At 35.6% G+C, this 20,624-nt stretch carries 18 protein-coding genes and 1 riboswitch; of the genes, 13 read left to right on the top strand and 5 right to left on the bottom strand.

Translation table 11 applies throughout. The annotated features are described in order from the left end of the window. Positions 1–26: 26 nt before the first annotated feature. Entirely contained in the window at positions 27–908 is an 882-nt protein-coding gene (locus IGI43_RS04055) for a LysR family transcriptional regulator (RefSeq protein ID WP_438756554.1), read from the bottom strand. 577 nt (positions 909–1,485) lie between these two features. Continuing rightward, a riboswitch (M-box (ykoK) riboswitch) is annotated at positions 1,486–1,656 on the top strand. 117 nt (positions 1,657–1,773) lie between these two features. On the opposite strand from IGI43_RS04055, the gene mgtA reads away from it, so the two are divergent. The 6 genes from mgtA to dnaJ all read left to right on the top strand — a co-directional run bounded on the left by mgtA (position 1,774) and on the right by dnaJ (position 10,830). Beyond that, positions 1,774–4,434, top strand: a complete 2,661-nt coding sequence (mgtA, locus tag IGI43_RS04050) for a magnesium-translocating P-type ATPase (protein WP_438756553.1) — start codon at positions 1,774–1,776, stop codon at positions 4,432–4,434. 183 nt (positions 4,435–4,617) lie between these two features. Further along, the gene (gene hemW, locus IGI43_RS04045; RefSeq protein ID WP_438756552.1) at positions 4,618–5,775 is read left to right on the top strand and encodes a radical SAM family heme chaperone HemW; all 1,158 of its coding nucleotides are present in this window, start codon (positions 4,618–4,620) and stop codon (positions 5,773–5,775) included. Positions 5,776–5,961: 186 nt separating this feature from the next. Further along, positions 5,962–7,005, top strand: coding sequence for a heat-inducible transcriptional repressor HrcA (gene hrcA, locus IGI43_RS04040; protein WP_438756551.1), 1,044 nt, complete (start codon positions 5,962–5,964; stop codon positions 7,003–7,005). A 62-nt stretch (positions 7,006–7,067) separates the two neighbouring features. Continuing rightward, the gene (gene grpE / locus IGI43_RS04035; RefSeq protein ID WP_438756550.1) at positions 7,068–7,610 is read left to right on the top strand and encodes a nucleotide exchange factor GrpE; all 543 of its coding nucleotides are present in this window, start codon (positions 7,068–7,070) and stop codon (positions 7,608–7,610) included. Positions 7,611–7,677: 67 nt separating this feature from the next. Further along, complete coding sequence (gene dnaK, locus IGI43_RS04030) at positions 7,678–9,507, top strand: molecular chaperone DnaK (protein ID WP_438756549.1); 1,830 nt, start codon at positions 7,678–7,680, stop codon at positions 9,505–9,507. 156 nt (positions 9,508–9,663) lie between these two features. After that, entirely contained in the window at positions 9,664–10,830 is a 1,167-nt protein-coding gene (dnaJ, locus tag IGI43_RS04025; protein ID WP_438756548.1) for a molecular chaperone DnaJ, read from the top strand. A gap of 58 nt (positions 10,831–10,888) precedes the next feature. Here dnaJ and IGI43_RS04020 read toward each other — a convergent pair whose 3' ends face one another. Further along, on the bottom strand, positions 10,889–11,824 hold the full coding sequence (locus tag IGI43_RS04020; RefSeq protein WP_438756547.1) for a helix-turn-helix transcriptional regulator: 936 nt from the start codon (positions 11,822–11,824) through the stop codon (positions 10,889–10,891). Positions 11,825–12,077: 253 nt separating this feature from the next. On the opposite strand from IGI43_RS04020, the gene IGI43_RS04015 reads away from it, so the two are divergent. From IGI43_RS04015 to IGI43_RS03990, 6 genes are all read left to right on the top strand, one after another. Next, positions 12,078–12,965, top strand: a complete 888-nt coding sequence (locus IGI43_RS04015) for an energy-coupling factor transporter transmembrane component T (protein WP_438756546.1) — start codon at positions 12,078–12,080, stop codon at positions 12,963–12,965. Further along, positions 12,938–14,614, top strand: coding sequence for an ABC transporter ATP-binding protein (locus tag IGI43_RS04010; RefSeq protein ID WP_438756545.1), 1,677 nt, complete (start codon positions 12,938–12,940; stop codon positions 14,612–14,614). Before IGI43_RS04015 ends, IGI43_RS04010 begins: the two co-directional genes overlap by 28 nt. Continuing rightward, on the top strand, positions 14,607–15,296 hold the full coding sequence (locus IGI43_RS04005; protein ID WP_438756544.1) for an ECF transporter S component: 690 nt from the start codon (positions 14,607–14,609) through the stop codon (positions 15,294–15,296). The genes IGI43_RS04010 and IGI43_RS04005 overlap by 8 nt, the downstream gene beginning before the upstream one ends. Positions 15,297–15,319: 23 nt before the next feature. Continuing rightward, positions 15,320–15,703, top strand: a complete 384-nt coding sequence (locus tag IGI43_RS04000) for a DUF4430 domain-containing protein (protein ID WP_438756543.1) — start codon at positions 15,320–15,322, stop codon at positions 15,701–15,703. A 98-nt stretch (positions 15,704–15,801) separates the two neighbouring features. Further along, positions 15,802–16,221 (top strand): pyridoxamine 5'-phosphate oxidase family protein, encoded by a 420-nt coding sequence (locus tag IGI43_RS03995; RefSeq protein ID WP_438756542.1) that lies wholly within the window; start codon positions 15,802–15,804, stop codon positions 16,219–16,221. A gap of 21 nt (positions 16,222–16,242) precedes the next feature. Further along, positions 16,243–16,653 carry an EVE domain-containing protein gene (locus IGI43_RS03990; RefSeq protein WP_438756541.1) on the top strand — a complete coding sequence of 137 codons (411 nt, stop codon included), beginning with the start codon at positions 16,243–16,245 and terminating at the stop codon, positions 16,651–16,653. Positions 16,654–16,710: 57 nt separating this feature from the next. On the opposite strand, the gene IGI43_RS03985 is transcribed toward IGI43_RS03990, so the two are convergent. From IGI43_RS03985 to IGI43_RS03975, 3 genes are read right to left on the bottom strand one after another with little or no spacing between them, the layout of a single operon-like run. After that, positions 16,711–17,934 (bottom strand): ABC transporter permease, encoded by a 1,224-nt coding sequence (locus IGI43_RS03985; protein WP_438756540.1) that lies wholly within the window; start codon positions 17,932–17,934, stop codon positions 16,711–16,713. A gap of 15 nt (positions 17,935–17,949) precedes the next feature. Next, entirely contained in the window at positions 17,950–18,642 is a 693-nt protein-coding gene (locus IGI43_RS03980; RefSeq protein ID WP_438756539.1) for an ABC transporter ATP-binding protein, read from the bottom strand. 12 nt (positions 18,643–18,654) lie between these two features. Continuing rightward, positions 18,655–19,515 (bottom strand): efflux RND transporter periplasmic adaptor subunit, encoded by an 861-nt coding sequence (locus tag IGI43_RS03975; protein WP_438756538.1) that lies wholly within the window; start codon positions 19,513–19,515, stop codon positions 18,655–18,657. 210 nt (positions 19,516–19,725) lie between these two features. Between IGI43_RS03975 and IGI43_RS03970 the strand changes: the two genes are divergently transcribed. Next, positions 19,726–20,460, top strand: a complete 735-nt coding sequence (locus IGI43_RS03970) for a metallophosphoesterase (RefSeq protein WP_438756537.1) — start codon at positions 19,726–19,728, stop codon at positions 20,458–20,460. The last annotated feature ends 164 nt before the right edge of the window (positions 20,461–20,624 follow it).

Here is a 20,624-nt window from a genome sequence, read left to right as displayed (position 1 = left end):
ACCATTGACTCCTTTCAAAAGGCAAATTAAAAGATATATTGAAGCTGTTCAATTAGATGTTTGTGTGTTTTTGACAGTGAAGTATTTCTAGAATAGCCGATAGAAATATTTCTAAAAGGTGCTTCAAGCATTTCAACAGAAGCAACATTCAAATAACGAGGAAGCGATTCTGTTAGCGAGTATGGGAGGAATGCTACCCCAAAATCCTGATCAACTAAGTTTAATATTGAAATTGTCGAAGGGAGTTCATAATATCGATTATCTTTAAGCTGTGGATAGTTCGTTTCAATCCATGAACTGATTATTTTTTTTTCGTAAATCTGTTTCGAATAGTTTATCAAAGGAATTTGTTTCAAATGATCGGCTGATATTTCATTCAAATGGGCCAGTTGATTGTTATTACTCGTAAAGACGACATAGGATTCAGAGAATATCAAATCACTTATTATTTTCGTGTTTGTTTCAGATAGAATACCAATTGCGATATCTATTTCGTTTTTTTCAAGCACATCTTCTAAATTTTCGTAATAACTATACTCAAGTGAAACAGTCGGGTAATAGTTACGGAATTCTGTTAGTAATTTAGCAATCAAATAATCAGTGTCAGCTAAATTAGTCCCAATTTTAATCTTTGCAGTCTCTCCAGTATGAACCAGTAAGTTTATTTCTTTAATAGCCATTTCAAATTCCTGAAAAATCGTTTCTCCTCTTGTTTTTAAAACAAATCCTTCTGGCGTTAATTCATTGGTATTGTGGCCTCTTGTTATCAATCGAGCATTTAGTTCTAATTCTAATTCACGAATATGAGTACTCAAATAAGGTTGAGAAATACCTAATTCCTCTGAGGTTTTTGTAAAATTTTTGTATTTACATAGTTCTAAAAAATAATCTAGATGTTTTAATTTCATTCGTTCATCTCCTTCACTTGAGTGAAAAAAACTCTAATCATATACAAGATAAAATAATTTTAGTTAAAATAGTTCTTTTTTAGAAAAAATATATAAAAAATTAATAGTATATTATTGAACTTTCAAAACAAGTATAAATTATTATGGATTAATCAGGAAAAGAGCCTCTTTAATTGGTAGCAGACCAATTGAAGAGGCTTCTATCAGGATATTACCTTCTGATAAAAATGACGAACGATCGCTTATATGTTGAGGTTGGCACATAAGCGTTTATTCATATTTATTATAGTCTTGAAGATAAATCTAAGCCATTACGATTTACTTATAGTGCTATTCCTTTTTGTGAATTTCAACTTATTTTCGAAGGAGTTACTTCTGCATCTATCGTTTATTCGGATTCTTTAAGGCTAAGTTTTTTTGTAAAAAGAAGGATGGATTTTCTACAAACGAAGTTTAAATCTTCGTTCGTAAAGTCATCACAAAAAAAGATGAGTCAATAGGCTATCTGTTTATTCTTATACCGTTATTCCTTTTTTTGTCTATCAAAAAAAATAATAATTCATTAAACTGATGATGTAATTCTTCTTGTTAGGTGAGGCTCCTATACAAACATAGGCTACTGCCCAAAAATGTCGAGAGACGCCAATGGGTAGAACAGGAACTGTCGAATTAAGGCTTTTCTTAAGGTAGCTAAAAGCTTAGGCTTTTTACGTTGTATAGTGCCAAAACTCAACGAATGTGAAGACTCATGGCGAAGTGCGCTGAGTTTTCAGTGCGCTCTTTTTGTGTGGAAAGGATGTGGTTATCATATCGGAAGATAGTTCGATAAAGCGAAACTCAACTAAAAGAAAAGAGGATAATCTAGATGCAAAAAGAAATGAAGAACATGATCCATGAAAAAGCGTATCAGAAATTAGCTAATCTATCGATTGATAAAGTACTGGAAAATTTTTCATCCTCGTGGGAAGGTTTAAAAGCTAGAGAAATAAAACGCTCAAAAGAGCAATTTGGTGTAAACAAAATCACTGATGATAAAAAGAAATCATTGGTTTATACGGTGATAAAATCTTATGTCACTCCGTTCACTGTAGTATTGATGATACTTGCAACTATCTCGTTTTTTACTGAATATGTGTACGCGGAACCAAGTGAAAAAGATCTTGTGGGTGTCTTGATCATGTTGATCATGGTTTTATTAAGTGGCACGATGACATTAGTCCAATCAGTAAAATCGAGTAATGCGGTCAGCAAACTGCAAAATATGATTCAGATTACTGCAACTGTTACTAGAGAAAATAAAGAAATGGAAATCCCGATGGACGAAGTTGTTTGTGGTGATTTAGTGAAGCTCTCAGCTGGCGACATGATTCCAGCAGACCTCCGCTTGATCCATGCCAAGGATTTGTTTGTTTCTCAATCTGCAATGACAGGAGAAAGTTTTCCAGTTGAAAAGAAAGTTAAAAATGTCGTGACCACAAGGAACAGTCAAACGGATTTTGAAAACCTACTATTTTTAGGGAGCAATGTTGTGAGTGGTAGCGGGATTGGTGTAGTTGTTCGTGTGGGCGATGATACATTATTTGGAAAAATAGCACAAGATGTAGCAGATGATGATAAAAAAACGAGTTTTGAAATAGGCGTAAATAAAACCACCTGGTTATTGATCCGCTTTATGATGGTCATCACGCCAGCAGTATTTTTGATAAACGGAATAACCAAAGGCAATTGGAGTGAAGCGCTGATGTTTGCAATCGCAACTGCTGTAGGGCTTACTCCAGAAATGCTGCCGATGATCGTTACCACAAATTTAGTCAAAGGCTCTAGAGATATGGCCAAAGAAGGAACGATCATGAAAAACGTCAATGCGATTCAAAATTTTGGCGCTATGGATATTCTGTGTACGGATAAGACGGGCACACTAACGCAAGATAAGGTTATTCTTGAGTACCATTACAACACTTCATGTCAAGAGGATCATGAAATATTGCATTCTGCGTTTTTGAATAGTTTCTTTCAGACAGGTTTACGAAATTTGATTGATAAAGCGATTATTGAAGCAGCATCGAAAGAATTATCCATTGACGAAGAAGATTATTTTAAAATAGATGAAATTCCTTTTGATTTTAATCGTAGAAGAATGAGTGTGGTTGTTAAAGATAGAAGATCCAATCGAAGCCTATTAATCACCAAAGGAGCAGTAGAAGAGATGCTGCAAGCATGCTCTTACATTAACCAGCAGGGAAATATTATTCCACTCACGCAAGAGATAAAAAAACAAGTACTAAAAACAGTCAAAGAATTAAATGAAGATGGCTTACGAGTATTGGCCATTGCTGATAAAAAAGTCAATAATCAACTAGATGATTATTCTGTAGAAGACGAGAAAGAGTTGGTTTTACAAGGATATTTAGCATTCTTAGACCCTCCAAAAGAAACAGCGGCAGCGGCAATCAAAGCATTGAAAAACAATGGTGTTTCTGTAAAAATTTTAACTGGAGATAATGAATTAGTCACACGTTCAGTCTGTAAAGAGGTTGGTCTGGGAACTGAAAGAATGATCAATGGTTCAGCAATAGGTAAGTTATCTGAAGTTGAATTAGAAAAAATCGTTACTGAATACAATATCTTTACGAAAGTAACGCCAGACCAAAAAACAAAAATCGTAAAAGCATTGAAAAAAAATGATCAAACAGTTGGATTTATGGGAGATGGTATTAATGATGCTGGAGCCATGAAAGTATCAGATGTAGGCATTTCTGTAGATACGGCCGTTGATATTGCAAAAGAATCGGCAGATGTTATTTTATTACAAAAGGATTTGATGGTTTTAGAGCAAGGAATTATATCAGGTCGTAGAGTATTTAGCAATACCATGAAATATATCAAAATGACTGCAAGCTCCAATTTTGGTAATGTATTTTCTGTTATTCCAGCAAGCATCTTCTTACCTTTTTTACCAGTTGCGCCGATTCAATCTCTTTTCTTAAACTTAATTTATGATACATCATGTATGTCTGTACCTTGGGATAATGTCGATGCAGAATATGTGGAAAAACCAAAAAAATGGGAAGCAAAATCAATTGGTTCTTTCATGAGATGGTTTGGACCGACCAGTTCTATTTTTGATATTGTCACTTATCTATTTATGTATTTCATAATTTGTCCAACAATTTTGGGTGGCAGCTTTTTCTCATTAACAGCAGATAAGCAATTATTGTTTATTGCGATTTTCCATGCAGGTTGGTTCATTGAATCTTTATGGTCACAAATGTTGGTGCTTCACGTTTTAAGAACACCAAAGATCCCGTTCCTTCAAAGTAGAGCATCAGGTATATTGACACTGGTCACTTCAATTGGAATTTTAGGCGGTACAATTTTACCATTTACCAATTTAGGCGCAACGATTGGATTTGCACCTTTACCAGGAAATTACTTTTTCTATTTAATACCAACGATCATTGCGTATTTACTTTTAGTAACGGTAATCAAAAAAATATATATGAAAAAATATCAAGAGTTACTTTAATCGGAAATTTTAGGACACTTTGGATTCTAGGAATGAACCAAGGTGTCTTTTTTTTGTACATTAAATAGTGAATTTATTGAATCAAATTAGAACATTATATGATTGAATATGGTAAGATGAAGTGGGTCTTTTATATACAGATATAATAGAGTAGAGGACTTTCAAATTGGAGGAATAAAAACAGTGAAAAATGATACAACGAGCATTTCAGCATATATACATATCCCTTTTTGTGAACACATTTGTTATTATTGTGATTTCAATAAAGTTTTTTTAGAAGGTCAGCCAGTAGATGAGTATATCCAAAGTCTTTTGACCGAAATTCGTTTGACAAAAGAGCAATATCCAAGCAAAGATACCAAAACAATCTATATAGGTGGTGGAACCCCAACGTCTTTATCGGCTAATCAATTGGCTGTGTTGTTAAAAGGCGTACGTGAACTTTTGCCGATAGAAGCTGGAAATGAATTCACAGTGGAAGCAAACCCGGGTGATTTAACACAAGATAAATTACAGGTGATGAAAGAGTATGGAGTCAACCGTTTATCAATGGGTGTTCAAACATTTGATGATCAGCTTTTGAAAAAAATTGGTCGCAAACATACGGCTGAAGATGTCTATGATACAATGAAATTTTTAGAAAAAGAAGACTTCTTGAATGTAAGTATTGATTTGATTTATGCATTACCTGGCCAAACATTAGAAGGATTTAGAGACACTTTAAGACGAGCAATCGAGCTTGATTTACCTCATTATTCATTGTATTCACTGATTTTAGAAAATAAAACAATGTTTATGAATTGGGTACGTCAAGGTCGCTTACAATTACCTGATCAGGAAGTTGAAGCGCAAATGTTTGAAGAAACGATCCTTGCGATGGAAAAAGCAGGACGTCATCAATATGAAGTAAGTAACTTTGCTTTAAAAGGTCAAGAAAGCCAGCACAATTTGGTCTATTGGAATAATGACCATTACTATGGTTTTGGAGCTGGAGCCAGTGGCTATCTAGGCCATACTCGTTATCGTAATCATGGTCCCATACAACACTATTTAAAACCATTAAAGGAAAATCAATTGCCTACTGTTGAAACAGAATTATTGACATTAAATAATCAAATGGAAGAAGAACTTTTTCTAGGTTTGAGAAAAATGAGAGGCGTATCAAAATCGCGTTTCCAAGAGAAATTTGGTTTACCGTTGGATCATGTATACAAAGAAACGATTCCAGAGTTGGTCCAAAAAGGGTTGCTGTTGGAGAATGAAGATCATATCCAACTCACTGAACAAGGACTTTTCGTAGGAAATGATGTGTTTGAAGCATTTCTCATAGATAAAGAATAGGAAAATAAAAAGGAATGAAACTAGAGTTTAAATGGCTCTGATTTCTTTCTTTTTTATTTTTTTAGCACTCGATGATAAAGAGTGCTAAAAAAGTTTGTTTTTCTCTTGACAATTTTGTGAGAACTTGCTATATTAATAATTGTATTAGCACTTGAACAACATGAGTGCTAATGAAGGGTGGTAACTATGATAACGGAAAGACAAAAGAATATTTTGCGACTTATCATCCAAGAATACACAAATACAGGAAATCCTGTAGGTTCCAAAAAATTAATGGAAGAAGGCATTCAATCGAGTTCTGCGACAATTCGTAACGATATGAAAGCTTTAGAAGAACACGGATTGCTAGCGAAGACACATTCGTCTTCTGGTAGAATTCCTTCAATGGATGGTTATCGCTATTATGTGGACCATTTGTTAAGTCCAGCGGAAGTTGAACATGATGAATTAGAAGCGATTCGCCATTCCTTTGGTAAAGAGTTTCATGAAATCAATGATATCATTGAACAATCTGCTGAGATCCTTTCTGACCTAACAAGCTATACTGCTTTTTCGTTAGGACCTGAAGTGAAAGAACGAAGATTGACTGGTTTTCGAATCGTTCCATTAAATGAGCGTCAAATCATCGCGATTATCGTAACAGATAAAGGCAACGTAGAAAACCAAGTATTTGCGATTCCGTCATCTGTATCAAGTCAGGATTTGGAAAAGATGACCCAAATAATCAATGACAAATTGGTAGGACAACCGTTACTGACAGTTTATCATCGTCTACGTACGGAAATCCCAATGATTTTACATCGTTATTTTCAAACACCAGATGGCATGATGAATCTATTTGATGCAATGTTAGGACACGCGTTTGAAGAAAAAGTTTTCGTCAGTGGTCGTATGAATCTACTAGATTTCGGTGTAGAAAAGAACATCGAACAACTAAAATCTGTTTATTCTTTTATGAAAAATACAAATGAAATTACTCATTTATTGACAGCTGATGAAGAAGCCGATACACAAATAGCGATTCGAATCGGTTCAGAAATAGGAAATGATTTACTTGATCATATGAGCATGATTACAGCAACCTATGAAGTCTCGGGTCACGGCAAAGGGACTATCGCCTTGTTAGGCCCCACAAGTATGCCTTATTCAAAAATGTTTGGTTTGGTGGATGTTTTCCGCCATGAATTAGCTTCAAAACTTGGTGCTTATTATCGGTTTTTGGATCAATAAGTATAAAGTTGAAAATATAGAATTCTATTAATTCTACGGAAATGAGAAGGGAAGTTGCTAGAGTGAGTAATAAAGAAGAAACAAATGAAGAATTAAAAGAAGAACACATGGAAGCTATCGATGATTCAGGTGTTTCTGAAACAGAAATAGAAATGACAGAGCTAGAAAGTGCGAACGCTGAATTGTCAGAAATGGAAGATAAGTTTCTAAGAGCACGCGCTGAGATTGCCAATATGAGCAATCGGTTTAAAAATGAACGTGAATTACTTGTTCGTTATCGTTCGCAAGATTTAGGTAAAAAATTATTGCCGTCTATCGATAATTTAGAACGTGCGATGGCGATAGAAGTTGACGATGAGCAAGGTACGAGCTTGAAAAAAGGAATCTCAATGGTTCTTGAAAGTTTACAAGCTGCTTTGAAAGAAGAAGGCATCGAAGAAATCCCGACAATGGGTGAAGTGTTCGATCCTAATTTACATCAGGCAGTTCAAACGATTCCAGCAAGTGACGAAGTACCTGCGGATACAATCGTTGAAGTGTTACAAAAAGGCTATAAATTACATGACCGCGTTTTACGAGCAAGCATGGTTGTTGTTGCACAGTAACAGCAAAAAAATGTTTGTATAATATAAATTGAAAAAAATTAAAATAGAAGATAGGAGATCATTAATTATGAGTAAAATTATTGGTATTGACTTAGGAACAACAAACTCAGCAGTTGCAGTATTAGAAGGTGGAGAAGCAAAAATCATTGCAAACCCAGAAGGTAACCGTACAACACCTTCAGTCGTATCATTCAAAAATGGAGAAATTCAAGTTGGTGAAGTTGCAAAACGTCAAGCTGTAACGAATCCACATACAATTGCCTCAATCAAACGTCACATGGGTGAAGCGGGCTATAAAGTAGAAGCAGATGGCAAATCTTATACACCACAAGAAGTTTCTGCAATGATCTTACAATATTTAAAAGGCTTCGCAGAAGATTATCTAGGTGAAAAAGTTGATAAAGCAGTTATTACAGTACCAGCTTACTTCAACGATGCACAACGTCAAGCAACAAAAGACGCAGGTAAAATCGCTGGTTTAGAAGTGGAACGTATCGTGAACGAACCAACTGCTGCAGCATTAGCTTATGGTTTAGATAAAACAGATAAAGACGAAAAAGTTTTAGTATTTGACCTTGGTGGTGGTACATTTGACGTATCGATCCTTGAATTAGGTGATGGCGTATTCGACGTATTATCAACAGCCGGTGACAATGAACTTGGTGGAGATGACTTTGATAATAAAATCATCGATTACATGGTAGCAGAATTCAAAAAAGAAAATGGTGTTGATTTATCTAAAGATAAAATGGCCGTTCAACGTTTGAAAGACGCTGCTGAAAAAGCGAAAAAAGATTTATCAGGTGTTACTTCAACTCAAATCAGCTTACCGTTTATCACAGCAGGAGACGCAGGTCCATTGCATTTAGAAATGAACTTAACTCGTGCTAAATTTGATGAATTAACAAGTGATTTAGTAGAACGTACGAAAACTCCTGTACGTCAAGCATTGAAAGATGCTGGTTTGAACCCTTCTGAAATTGACGAAGTTATTTTAGTGGGTGGATCTACTCGTATTCCAGCGGTTGTAGAAGCTGTTCGTAAAGAAACAAACAAAGAACCAAACAAATCAGTTAACCCTGATGAAGTAGTCGCAATGGGTGCTGCAATCCAAGGTGGAGTTATCACAGGTGATGTGAAAGACGTTGTATTATTAGACGTAACACCATTATCATTAGGGATTGAAACAATGGGTGGCGTATTTACTAAGTTGATCGATCGTAATACTACGATTCCAACAAGTAAATCTCAAACATTCTCAACAGCTGCTGATAATCAACCAGCTGTAGATATTCACGTATTACAAGGTGAACGTCCAATGGCAGCGGATAACAAAACATTAGGTCGTTTCCAATTAACAGATATTCCAGCTGCTCCTCGTGGTGTGCCTCAAATCGAAGTAAGTTTTGATATCGATAAAAATGGTATTGTAAACGTACGTGCGAAAGATTTAGGAACACAAAAAGAGCAAACAATCACAATCAAATCTTCATCAGGTTTGTCAGATGATGAAATCGAACGTATGGTTAAAGATGCTGAATCAAATGCGGAAGCAGATAAAGCACGTAAAGAAGAAGTTGACTTACGTAACGACGTTGACGCATTGTTATTCACTGTTGATAAAACATTGAAAGAACTAGAAGGCAAAGTAGACGCTGACGAAGTGAAAAAAGCCGAAGATGCTCGTGATGAGTTAAAAGCTGCTGTTGAAGCAAACGATATCGAACAAATGAAAGAAAAACGTGATTCATTAAACGAAATCGTTCAAAACTTAACAGTAAAACTTTATGAACAAGCAGCGCAACAACAAGCACAAGAAAATCCAGAAGCTGCACAAGGTGGAGCAGATGATGTTGTAGATGCTGACTTTGAAGAAGTAGACGGCGACGACAAATAATCGCTAATAAGCTGGCAAAGACCAAAGTCATCGCTTTGGTCTTTGCCTATCTTTATTTGTAGGATAATTTGTGGTATGATTACAACGATGTTTTTATATAAATAAATTGGCGTCGATCCTTTTTTAATAAATGGAATAATAGTTGGAGGGGAACTAATGGCTACGAAAAGAGATTATTATGAAGTCCTAGGCTTATCAAAGGGTGCTTCAGATGACGAAATAAAAAAAGCTTACCGAAAGCTTTCTAAGCAATATCATCCAGATATCAATAAAGAAGCGGGTGCAGAAGAAAAATTCAAAGAAGTTTCTGAAGCATACGAAGTTTTAAGTGATTCACAGAAAAAAGCTGCTTATGATCAATATGGTCATGCAGGTACTGATCCAAATTACGGTGGAGGTGCTGGTGGTTTCGGCGGCTTTGGCGGAGGCGGCTTTTCAAGTAGCGGCTTTGGTGGATTTGAAGACATTTTTGATTCATTCTTTGGTGGTGGGTCGCGTAGTGTAGATCCAACAGCTCCAAGACAAGGGTCAGATTTGCAATATACAGTCAACCTTAAGTTTGAAGAAGCTATCTTTGGTGTAGAAAAAGAAATTAAATATAACCGAGAAGATAACTGTGAAACCTGTGGTGGGAACGGGGCTAAACCTGGTACTCATCCTGAAACGTGTCACAAGTGTCATGGCTCTGGTTCGATCAATGTTGAACGTCAAACACCACTTGGTCGTGTAATGAGCCGCCAAACCTGTGATGTTTGTCATGGTACAGGTAAAGAAATCAAAGACCTTTGTCCAACTTGTCACGGAACTGGACATGAGAAAAAAGCACATACAGTAAAAGTCAATGTTCCAGCTGGCGTAGAAGATGGACAACAAATGCGTTTGGCAAATCAAGGAGAAGCTGGTATGAATGGTGGACCATACGGTGATCTATATGTTGTATTCAGCGTAGAAGATAGTACTATTTTTGACCGTGAAGGTTCAGAAATCTACTATGATTTACCATTGAGCTTTGTACAAGCAGCACTTGGAGATGAGGTCAAAGTACCGACTGTTCATGGAGATGTAAAATTAAAAATTCCTGCAGGTACTCAAACAGAAACAAACTTCCGCTTACGTGGTAAAGGCGCACCGCGCTTACGTGGTGGAGCTAATGGAGATCAGCATGTGAAAGTTAAAATCATTACACCGAAAAACTTGAACGACGAACAAAAAGAAGCTTTACGCGCATTTGCGAAAGCCGGCGGTCAAACGGTAAGTGAACAACAAGAAGAAGGCTTCTTTGATAAAATGAAAGATGCTTTTGGCGGTAAGAAAAAGAAATAAAAGTAAAGAGCCTATCCATTGATGCTTTCTAAGCGCCAACGGAAAGGCTCTTTCATTTTCAATTGTTTTGATAGAGTTCGAGTAAATTTTCGATACGACTTTTTAATTCAGCTCTAACGTGAGGTGGTTCGAGACATTCACATTGATTGCCGAAACTTAAAAGTAAATTATAGCCAAAGTCATCTTCCATAAAAGGAAATGAAACTATCAATTTTTCAGTATCCTTATAAGGAGAATAGTGTAACGGCCCAAATTTATCAACCAGTTGTTCTCTGATTTTATTGGTTACTTTGAGTGTAATGAGCGTAAACTTTTTACCATAGAACGGTTCATGTCCTAATGGCTGTGCTTTAAATTCTCGGGGAACAAAAGTAGAAGAAAAGGCTAAATTCTGTATTCTTGAGATTTTAAAGGTTCTAAAATCTTCTTTTTCTAGGCAATAAGCCTGTAAATACCAACTGATTTCTTTTAAAACTAGACGATAAGGTTCGACGATTCGTTTTGTTTTTCTTCCATGGTTATCTTCATAGTCAAAGCATAATGAGCGGCTTTGATCCATAGCAGTTTTGATAATTTCTAAAAACGGCTGTAGTGTATGATTGCTTGTCCATGGTGTCAAGTCGATTGCAATTTGGTTGGATTTGAATTCAATTTCTTCTAAAAAATTTGCTGGAATAAGTGTTTTTATCTTCTCGAACGTTTGGTTGATTTGAATCGGAGAGACATTTTGAGACAAACTTTCTAAAGCAATCAGTAAAGATGTAATATCAGAAGAGGTGAAAAAATTTTTATCTATTTTGTAATTATCCATAATTTGTATCCCACCATTTATGCCAGGTAAAGTGGTAACTGGTATTCCTGCTTCACTAAGAGAGTGAATATCTCTGTAGATCGTCCGAACGGAAACTTCAAGTGTTTTAGCTAATTGAGAAGCACTGATTTGTTTTTTATCTAATAGAATCATCGTGATTGCGAGTAAGCGTTCTGTTTTCATTGGAGTGCTTCCTTTCTTTGTATAGTGTCAGCAAATCATTCATCTTATTATAGCGAAAAAGTATCTCTTGTGGTGAGAATAAATGAATAAATCGGTATGGATCAGTAGATAGTCAAGAAATGTTGACATTCGTTATTTAGATTTATATAATGTGAATGTTGTTTAAGGATACTCATGGTATTTTATTAAAGGATAACGGTCACATTTTTTTATTGTTCAATAACGAATAACTAGTAGAGAGAGGAAGTCTGATATGAACAAAGCTCTTTTTAAAGAATATCATCCATTAGTCCTTTTTAGCTATTATTTCGTAATGCTTTTGATAGTAATGAGTACGACAAATCCAGTGATTCTAAGTATTTGCTTCTTTGGGAGTTTGTTCCTCCAGTTAGTTCATTTGAAAGAGAAGAAAAAGAAATCGGTGTTTTATCCTTTATTTTTTTTAGCAATTATAACGATAACTAATCCTTTATTTGTTCACCGAGGAGCAACGATTTTGTTCTTTTTATTTAACAAACCGATTACGAAGGAAGCATTTATCTATGGTTTTTTTATGGGAATGATGATTGCAACGGTGATTTATTGTTTCCAAAATTTACAAGCAGCAATTGATTCCGAGCATTTTTTTTATCTTTTTGGTAAACGATTCCCTAAAGCTACGTTGATTTTAGCACTAGTTTTTCGCTTTATACCATTGCTTCAAAACTATTATCGAGAGTTAAATCAAGTACAGACAACCGTTCAGCAGATGCCAAAACAACGCTTTAGTGATCGAGCATTTTATGGATTGGATTTGTTTGGGCAATTATTTTCTTGGTCATTAGAAAATGCAATGGATACTGCTGATTCAATGAAAGCACGAGGTTATGGAATGATGACTAGAAGCAGTCGACTAAGTTATCGTTTGAGTAAAACAGATATGTTGCTTTTGATTCTATTTCTTCTCTCCGGTATTTTTTTTATAGTTGGCATGGTGAATGGTCGTTATCAGTTTAATTATTATCCGTATTATGATCATTCCTATTTATTAGTACAGCAATACTGGCTAAATTATTTAGTTGTTTTCATTCTAGCATTTTTACCGTTATTCAATCGAGTTGGAGAGGTGATCGCATGGACTATCTTAAAATCGAGAATTTGAGTTTTCAATATGCTGGAAGTAATCGAATAGTTTTGAAGGAAGTGACATTATCAATTGATCAAGGTGAGTTTATTTTGATCTGTGGTGCTTCTGGCAGCGGCAAATCAACATTGTTAAAAATGTTGAAGCCGCAATTGACACCAGCCGGTGGTCAGACAGGAAAAATCTATTTGAAAAATGAACTAATAACTGACCTTCCAGATTTTTTTTCAACAAGTAAAATTGGTTATGTCATGCAAAATCCAGAAAATCAAATTGTGACAGACAGAGTTTGGCATGAATTGGCTTTTGGACTGGAAAATATTGGCATTTCTGCTTCTGAAATTAAGAGTCGAATTGCTGAAATGGCCAATTTTTTAGGTATTCAAGAATTACTTGAATATAAAACAAGTGAGTTATCAGGTGGGCAAAAGCAGCTGATCAATCTTGCTTCTGTCTTGATTATGAGACCAGATATTTTGATATTAGATGAGCCGACAACTCAGCTTGATCCGATTGCTTCACAAACATTTCTAGATATACTTGTACGATTAAATAAAGAGATGGGTTTAACAATTTTATTAGCAGAGCATGGATTAGAATCTGTTTTTTCTCATTCAGATAAAGTCGTTCTTCTTAATGAAGGCCAGATAATCTTTGCTGATAACCCAAGAAATATTTCAAATAAAATCAAAAAAAATGAGACCGATCATAGTCGCTTTGTTGTCAGTCTGCCTAGTGCGACGCAAATTTATCTCGCAAGTGGATTATCTGAGCAATGTCCAATCACTGTCGTTCAAGGCAAGCAGTTCTTGGCCAGGCATGTTCCTTCTAAAGGGGTGACAAAAGAAGAAAAGCACTCCTTCGTTGATCAACAATCAAAAAATAAAAGTATTCAATTGAAAAACACTTGGTTCCGTTATGAAAAAAATAGTCGCGATATTTTAGCCGGTGTAGATTTTGACGTATACGAGGGAGAAATTTTTTCTTTAGTCGGAGGAAATGGAACTGGAAAAACCACATTATTGAAAGTGATTGCTGGAATCTATGATTGTTATCGCGGGAAAATCTCTGTTTTAAATCAACCAATAAAAAAAATGCGGCAAATGATCGGCTATTTACCGCAAGAACCGCAAATGCTTTTTATCAAAGATTCTGTATTTGAGGATTATAAATATTATTTGCACAATCAAAAAATAAACGAACAAGAACAATTAAAACGAATAAAAAATGTTGCTGATAGACTTGATTTAAACGAAATCCTAGGACAACATCCTCTAGATTTAAGTAATGGAGAATGTCAACGTGCAGCACTCGGTAAATTACTATTAGTTGATGCGAAAATTTTATTATTGGATGAACCGACAAAGGGAATTGATAGCTATGGAAAAAAACAGTTGATTTTATTACTCAAGGGATTAGCAAAACAAGGAAAAACAATCTTAGTTGTAACGCATGATTTAGATTTTGCTGCAGAATTGTCTGATCGTTGTGGTCTCTTTTTTCAAAATAATTTACTGACAACAGCGACACCAAAAGAATTTTTTAGCCAGCATACATTTTATACGACTGCAGCTAGTCGAATCTCTCGTGACTTCTTTGACGATTTAGTTACAACGGAACAAGTTATTGACGCTTATAAAGTAGCAAAAGAGGTTTCTGATGAATAAAGAAGAGACGAAAAGGATCGTAATAAAATTATTATTTCTCCTTATTTTAGGCATTATGAGTGTTTTACTATTTCAAACTAGTCAATATCAGATTATCTCTATGTTTTTAGCAATCAGTGCTTGCGTCCCAATCTATTACCGCTATGAAAAAAAGCAGATCAATAGTAAAGAATTAGTCCTGATTGCCTTATTGACGGCTATTGCAGTTTTGGGCAGGTTTTTGTTTTATATGATACCAGCGATTACACCGATGACGGCAATTATTATTATTTCAGGAATTTGTTTAGGCTCTGAGGTAGGATTTTTAGTTGGTTCATTGTCTGCAATTACGTCGAATATATTATTTGGTCAAGGACCATGGACACCATTTCAAATGTTTTCTTGGGGATTAATTGGTTGTGTTGCTGGTTTGCCTTGGATACAGAAAATTCTTAGGAAAAGCTACTGGTTTTTAGTCCTTTATGGAATCTTAGCAGGCCTGTTCTTTTCCTTCTTTATGGACGTGTGGACCGTTTTCTCGATAGATCGCTATTTTTCTTGGCAGCGATATCTGGCATTATTATTGACTGCTGTACCCTATACAATTTCATATTGTTTTGCAAATGCTTTTTTCTTGTGTTTACTTTTTAAATCAATTCAAACAAAACTTCAACGAATTTTAATCAAATATAATATAAAATAATTTAACTAAAGGTGGAACTAAAAATGAAAAAAATTATAAAAACAGCCATGATCGTTATGGTACTCTTCTTATTGGGAGCATGTGGCAAAACAACAGACGAAAAGGATCAAACCAAAACAAACGAAGATCAGCTTAAAGTCACAATTATCTTGAAGGAAGACGATAAAGAGTTTGATAAAAAAGAAGTGAAAGTCAAAAAAGATGAATCATTACAAACTGTTATGGAGACAAACTATAAAATTGAAATGGCAAAAGATTTTATCAGTGGGATCGATGGGCACCTGCAAGATGCAAAAGCGAGTAAATATTGGATGTATGATGTGAACGGTAAACAACCTGATGTAGGAGCTGTTGAATACTTTCTAAAAGATGGTGATACCGTTACTTGGACGTTAAATAAATTATAAATAAAAAATTTATCAAACCCTGACAATCAGTTGTCAGGGTTTGTTTGTTAGACTAAACTTGTCAGTCAGACAAATGAAAAATGAGGAGTAAAAAGATTATGAAAATAACAGAAACTTTTAAAAAAATAATGAGTGAGCAAACAGAGATCGCCCTAGCAACAAGTGTTGAGGAAATACCTAATGTAAGAATCGTCAGCTTTTTTTATGATGAGGATAGGAAATGTCTCTTCTTTTCGACTTTCAAAGGAAATGAAAAAATTACTGAGTTTCAAAAAAATTCGAATGTTGCCTTTACAACGATCCCAACTTTAAATACCAATCATATTCGAGTGCATTACGCTCAAGTGAAAAAAAGTCATTTAACCGTTTTTGATGTTGCAGACCAATGGATTCAAAAGATTCCAAGTTATGAAGAAAATATCAAACAAGCCGGAACTATGCTGGAATTATATGAAATTCATTTCACTCAGGCAATTATGATCTTAGGTATGGGCAGTAGAAAAACCATTAATCTATAAAAATGAAAAGGGGTGAATAGTATGAATTATTGGATCGGCGTTGCCTCTAAAGATCATGTAGAACTTGGTGTGGCTGGTGGCTTTTGCCAATTATGTCACGGAAAATCAGCTCCTCTAAATCGGATGAAGGAGGGGGATTGGCTGATTTATTATGCACCCAAACAAAGTTTGAAAACCAAAGAACCTTGCCAAGAGTTCATTGCATTGGGACAGATTTTACCAGGAGAAGCCTATCCGTTTGAAATGGCTCCAGGCTTTATTCCAGATAGAAAAGATATTGATTTTTTGAAAAATATTCAATCCGTGCCACTACAGGCAGTTGCAGATTTTCCGTTGTGGCAGGAATATCGATCACGTTTGAGATTTGGCCATTTTCAAATTCCTGAGGAGTTGTTTAACTTCATCACAGCAGGAATGAAAAAAGAAGTGTAGCTAAAATAATCAGGACAGAGAATTGAATCTCGTCCTGATTTTTTCACTATTGAACAATTATTCGTATCGTAATGCTTCGATCGGATCAAGTTTTGCTGCTTTTCTAGCTGGATAAACACCAAAGAAAATGCCAATAGCACTTGAAAATAGGAGTACAGCAACAATCGAGCCTAAAGTAAACTGAGCAGTAATATCTAAAGCACTAGCGACAGTCACCGCCAAAATTGCGCCTAAAGTTAATCCAATCAGTCCACCAATCAAGCATAAAATAACCGATTCTGTTAAAAACTGGAATAAGATGTTACTATCTGTTGCACCTAATGCTTTTCTTGTTCCAATTTCTCTGGTTCGTTCAGTGACTGAAACCAGCATGATATTCATCACACCGATACCGCCGACAAGTAAAGCAATCGCAGCAACAGCTGCAATAAAGTTGATAAACAAACCTAAAACATTATTTACTTGATCGAGTGCTTGTAAAAAGTTCGTTGCAGTATAGACTTTTTCACCAACTGTATTGTGACGTACAGAGAGGATATTTACGATTTGTTTAGAAACGGCATCGATATCGTCTTTAGACTTGGCAATTACAGTTAAACTCGTGATTTTTGTTGCATCTGGATTCAGAGTATTTGCAGTTGTCAGTGGAATTGAAATATAGCCCATCATTTCTTTTTCATCAAAGGAACCCACCATTTTTTCTACGGTACTTTTAGTCACACCGATAATTCGAGCACTGATTTGTCCTTTTTGCCCGCGTAAGTTGATTTTCTCACCGATGACATTTTCTCGTCCGTTGAAAAAGTAACGAGCCGTATCAGCACTTATTACAGCTACTTTACTTGCTTCTGAGTATTCCGTTGTATTGAAATAACGACCATAGATAATATCTTTATCCATTGCTTGATTCGTGTATTGCAAATCAGGGGTTCCAGCCATGACTAAGGTTGCTTTGGATTTGTCATTTGTGGCTCCGACTGTTTGAATCGAGACAACCGGAGAGAGATAATCGATTTGTGGAATACCGTCCTTTAATGCCCTGATATCCTTACTCGTGATTTTTTGACTATCGGTTGCATCTCGGCTAGTGGAAACGGATATCGTAGAAGCACCTAAATCACTAAATGTACCGGTGATCTGACTGGTTGCCCCATTACCGACAGCTAATATCGCGATAACGGCTGCAATTCCGATAATGATTCCAAGCATAGTCAAAAACGACCGCATTTTATTCGCTAAAATACTATCGATCGCCATTTTAAAACTTTCAATAATTCCCATGAGAACGGCTCCTTTCTATAGTGTTTTACGCTCGGATACGGGCTGATCATCAATGATTTCTCCATCTCTAAAAGACACGATCCGTTTGGTATATTGCGCTACATCGGGCTCATGTGTAACCATGACCACGGTTGTACCAGCATTATTTAAATCTTGGAAAATTTTCATGATTTCTAAGGTTGTTTTTGAATCTAAATTTCCTGTAGGCTCATCGGCCATCAAAACAGCTGGATCATTTACGATAGCACGGGCTATAGCGACACGTTGTTTTTGACCACCGGAAATAGCATTTGGTCTATGTGCGACACGATCCGCTAAACCAACTTTTCTCAATGCTTCCAATGCTCGGTCTTTTCGCTCTTTTGCTGAAATTCCTGAATAAACCATAGGGAGTGCAACATTGTCTAGTAAAGACATTCGTGGCATTAAATTAAACGATTGAAAAACAAAACCGATTTCTTTGTTTCTGACGCGAGCACTTTCGTTGCTTGTTAAATTCGTTACATCTTGGCCGTTTAAGTGATAAGTACCTTCATCAAAACGATCTAACAGACCAAGAATATTCATCATGGTTGATTTACCAGAACCGCTAGGACCCATAATAGAAGTGAATTCGCCTTCTGCAATATGCAAGGAGACATGCTTTAAAGCTTCCAATTCTTCGCCACCAGTACGGTAGATTTTTACTACATCTTTTAAATCGATCAATCATTTCACCTTCTATTCTTTGGTTACTTCAGTATTGTTTTTGACATCAGAATTTGGAGAAAGAATGACTGTTTCGCCTTCTTTTAGTCCACTTTTCACTTCGATCAATTTGTCTGATTGAATGCCGATTTCAACTTTTGTTTCTTTCGCTTTACCATCTTTGATCACGTAAACGATCGGTTCATTATTGTCATTATATGTCAAAGCTTCGATAGGCAAAGCAAGAACGTTCTCAACTGTATTAGTTGTGATATCAACATCGACATCAAAGCCAGAAAATAGGTTTTCTGGTGCTTGATCAAAGCTTACGATAGCAGCTAAACTTGCTGTTGTACCTGTAGCTGATTGAGTACTTTGAGCAGCGGGGTCTTTTTCAGCGACTTTTCCTGAAAATGTTTGGTTACCACTTATTATTTCAGCTTTTTGGTCAATTGCTACAGCTGAAGCTTCTGAATTTGTTAGTTGTAGTTGGACTTTTAATGTAGAAAGATCATCTAGTTGAATCGAAGGTCTTCCTTGTTGCGCATTTGTATCAGCTTGTTTTGCTTTGATATTGACTTGAGTGACTGTACCATCAAATCCAGCAATCAACTGTAACCCGTTGTCGTACGTTGCTAAAACTTTGTCTTTTTCTACTTTATCACCCGTTTTAACGAATACATCGACGACTTTACCTGTCCCCATAAGTGCTTGAGTTTGATTTGGGATCAAGGTGCCCGTTGTAGAAAGTTTTTCAACAATTGTTTCTTTTTTTATTTCTCCTTTTCGAACAGTGACAGCATTGGATTTTCCTGAATTTCCTTGAACGACCAAGAAAATAACAACCGCAACAACTAAAACTGCAAGAATACCGAAAATAGTTTTCTTCTTCATAAATTTCAGCTCTTTCCTACTAAATTTTATGACATATTGTCATTTGAATAATTTTACTCTCTTTTTCATGAAAAGTCTAAGATTAGTTTCAATTTTTACGATATTACTAAATAAATGACTATTCTTGCATTTTTTCGATTGTTAATCTGAATCATAAACTTCTTATTGCGATATAATAAAAGAAAAGAATGATGTAAAGGGGCTGGATTTATGAAAAAACTTGTTTATGCAATCAGTGATATCCACGGAGAATATGAGTTATTTAATCAATTAATCCAATACTTTGATCCGAAGATGCATCAGTTAGTATTGATCGGCGATTTAAATGATCGAGGTTCCAAGACTAAAGAGAGTTTTTTACTTGGAAAAGAATTGGTCGAAAATTATGGGGCAGTTTATCTTAGAGGGAATCATGAAGAATACTTTCTACAGTTTTTAAAAAGTCCAGAAGATTGGTTTACTAGTTATATTCGAAATGGCGGTAAAGAAACGATGGAAAGTTTACTCCATAAAGGAGCGACGGAAGAATATTCTCCAACAGAAATCAGTATGATGATTCGTAGCCGATATAAAGAATTGATTGCATTTTTGATTGAACGTCCATTGTATTTTGAATGGGAGAACTATCTATTTGTCCATGCAGGTGTAGACTTGGCTAAAAAAGATTGGCGTGAAACGAGCCCACATGATTTTATATGGATCAGAGAAGCGTTTCATCAAAGTAAAAATAATACAGGAAAAACCATTGTTTTTGGTCATACGATCACACCAATGCTTCATGGTGATATGGAGACAACCGATTTATGGTTATCCGATAATAAAATTGGGATAGATGGTGGAGCTGTTTTTGGTGGTTCCGTTCATGGAGTGATTTTTGACAAAAATGGAATCGTACAAGATATTGAATATCAAAATGTCAAGGGACCCTGGCAGCCTGATTTTTAATCATCAAAAAAAAAGTGGGAGTTCACGAAAATGGCTCTTCAAATTTTTTTGAATGCCAACTTATCTAAGAAGGTGTTGCTTCTGCTCCCTCCATTTTAAGGCCAGACTATATCTCTTAGAGTTACGTCATAGCCTCTTTTACGCTTTATGCTTGTCCTATATTT

Source organism: Enterococcus sp. AZ126 (assembly GCF_051714545.1).
Lineage (GTDB): Bacteria > Bacillota > Bacilli > Lactobacillales > Enterococcaceae > Enterococcus_L.
This window is presented reverse-complemented; position numbering and strand designations above follow the sequence as displayed.

What these genes read in the sequence shown, in the direction of transcription:
- IGI43_RS04000 (WP_438756543.1), top strand. Translation starts at nt 15,320, where the DNA reads ATGAAAAAAATTATAAAAACAGCCATGATCGTTATGGTACTCTTCTTA.
- IGI43_RS03985 (WP_438756540.1), bottom strand. Translation starts at nt 17,934, where the DNA reads ATGGGAATTATTGAAAGTTTTAAAATGGCGATCGATAGTATTTTAGCG.
- IGI43_RS04005 (WP_438756544.1), top strand. Translation starts at nt 14,607, where the DNA reads ATGAATAAAGAAGAGACGAAAAGGATCGTAATAAAATTATTATTTCTC.
- IGI43_RS03970 (WP_438756537.1), top strand. Translation starts at nt 19,726, where the DNA reads ATGAAAAAACTTGTTTATGCAATCAGTGATATCCACGGAGAATATGAG.
- mgtA (WP_438756553.1), top strand. Translation starts at nt 1,774, where the DNA reads ATGCAAAAAGAAATGAAGAACATGATCCATGAAAAAGCGTATCAGAAA.
- hrcA (WP_438756551.1), top strand. Translation starts at nt 5,962, where the DNA reads ATGATAACGGAAAGACAAAAGAATATTTTGCGACTTATCATCCAAGAA.
- IGI43_RS03995 (WP_438756542.1), top strand. Translation starts at nt 15,802, where the DNA reads ATGAAAATAACAGAAACTTTTAAAAAAATAATGAGTGAGCAAACAGAG.
- IGI43_RS04015 (WP_438756546.1), top strand. Translation starts at nt 12,078, where the DNA reads ATGAACAAAGCTCTTTTTAAAGAATATCATCCATTAGTCCTTTTTAGC.
- dnaJ (WP_438756548.1), top strand. Translation starts at nt 9,664, where the DNA reads ATGGCTACGAAAAGAGATTATTATGAAGTCCTAGGCTTATCAAAGGGT.
- IGI43_RS04020 (WP_438756547.1), bottom strand. Translation starts at nt 11,824, where the DNA reads ATGAAAACAGAACGCTTACTCGCAATCACGATGATTCTATTAGATAAA.
- IGI43_RS03990 (WP_438756541.1), top strand. Translation starts at nt 16,243, where the DNA reads ATGAATTATTGGATCGGCGTTGCCTCTAAAGATCATGTAGAACTTGGT.
- IGI43_RS04010 (WP_438756545.1), top strand. Translation starts at nt 12,938, where the DNA reads ATGGACTATCTTAAAATCGAGAATTTGAGTTTTCAATATGCTGGAAGT.
- IGI43_RS04055 (WP_438756554.1), bottom strand. Translation starts at nt 908, where the DNA reads ATGAAATTAAAACATCTAGATTATTTTTTAGAACTATGTAAATACAAA.
- IGI43_RS03975 (WP_438756538.1), bottom strand. Translation starts at nt 19,515, where the DNA reads ATGAAGAAGAAAACTATTTTCGGTATTCTTGCAGTTTTAGTTGTTGCG.
- dnaK (WP_438756549.1), top strand. Translation starts at nt 7,678, where the DNA reads ATGAGTAAAATTATTGGTATTGACTTAGGAACAACAAACTCAGCAGTT.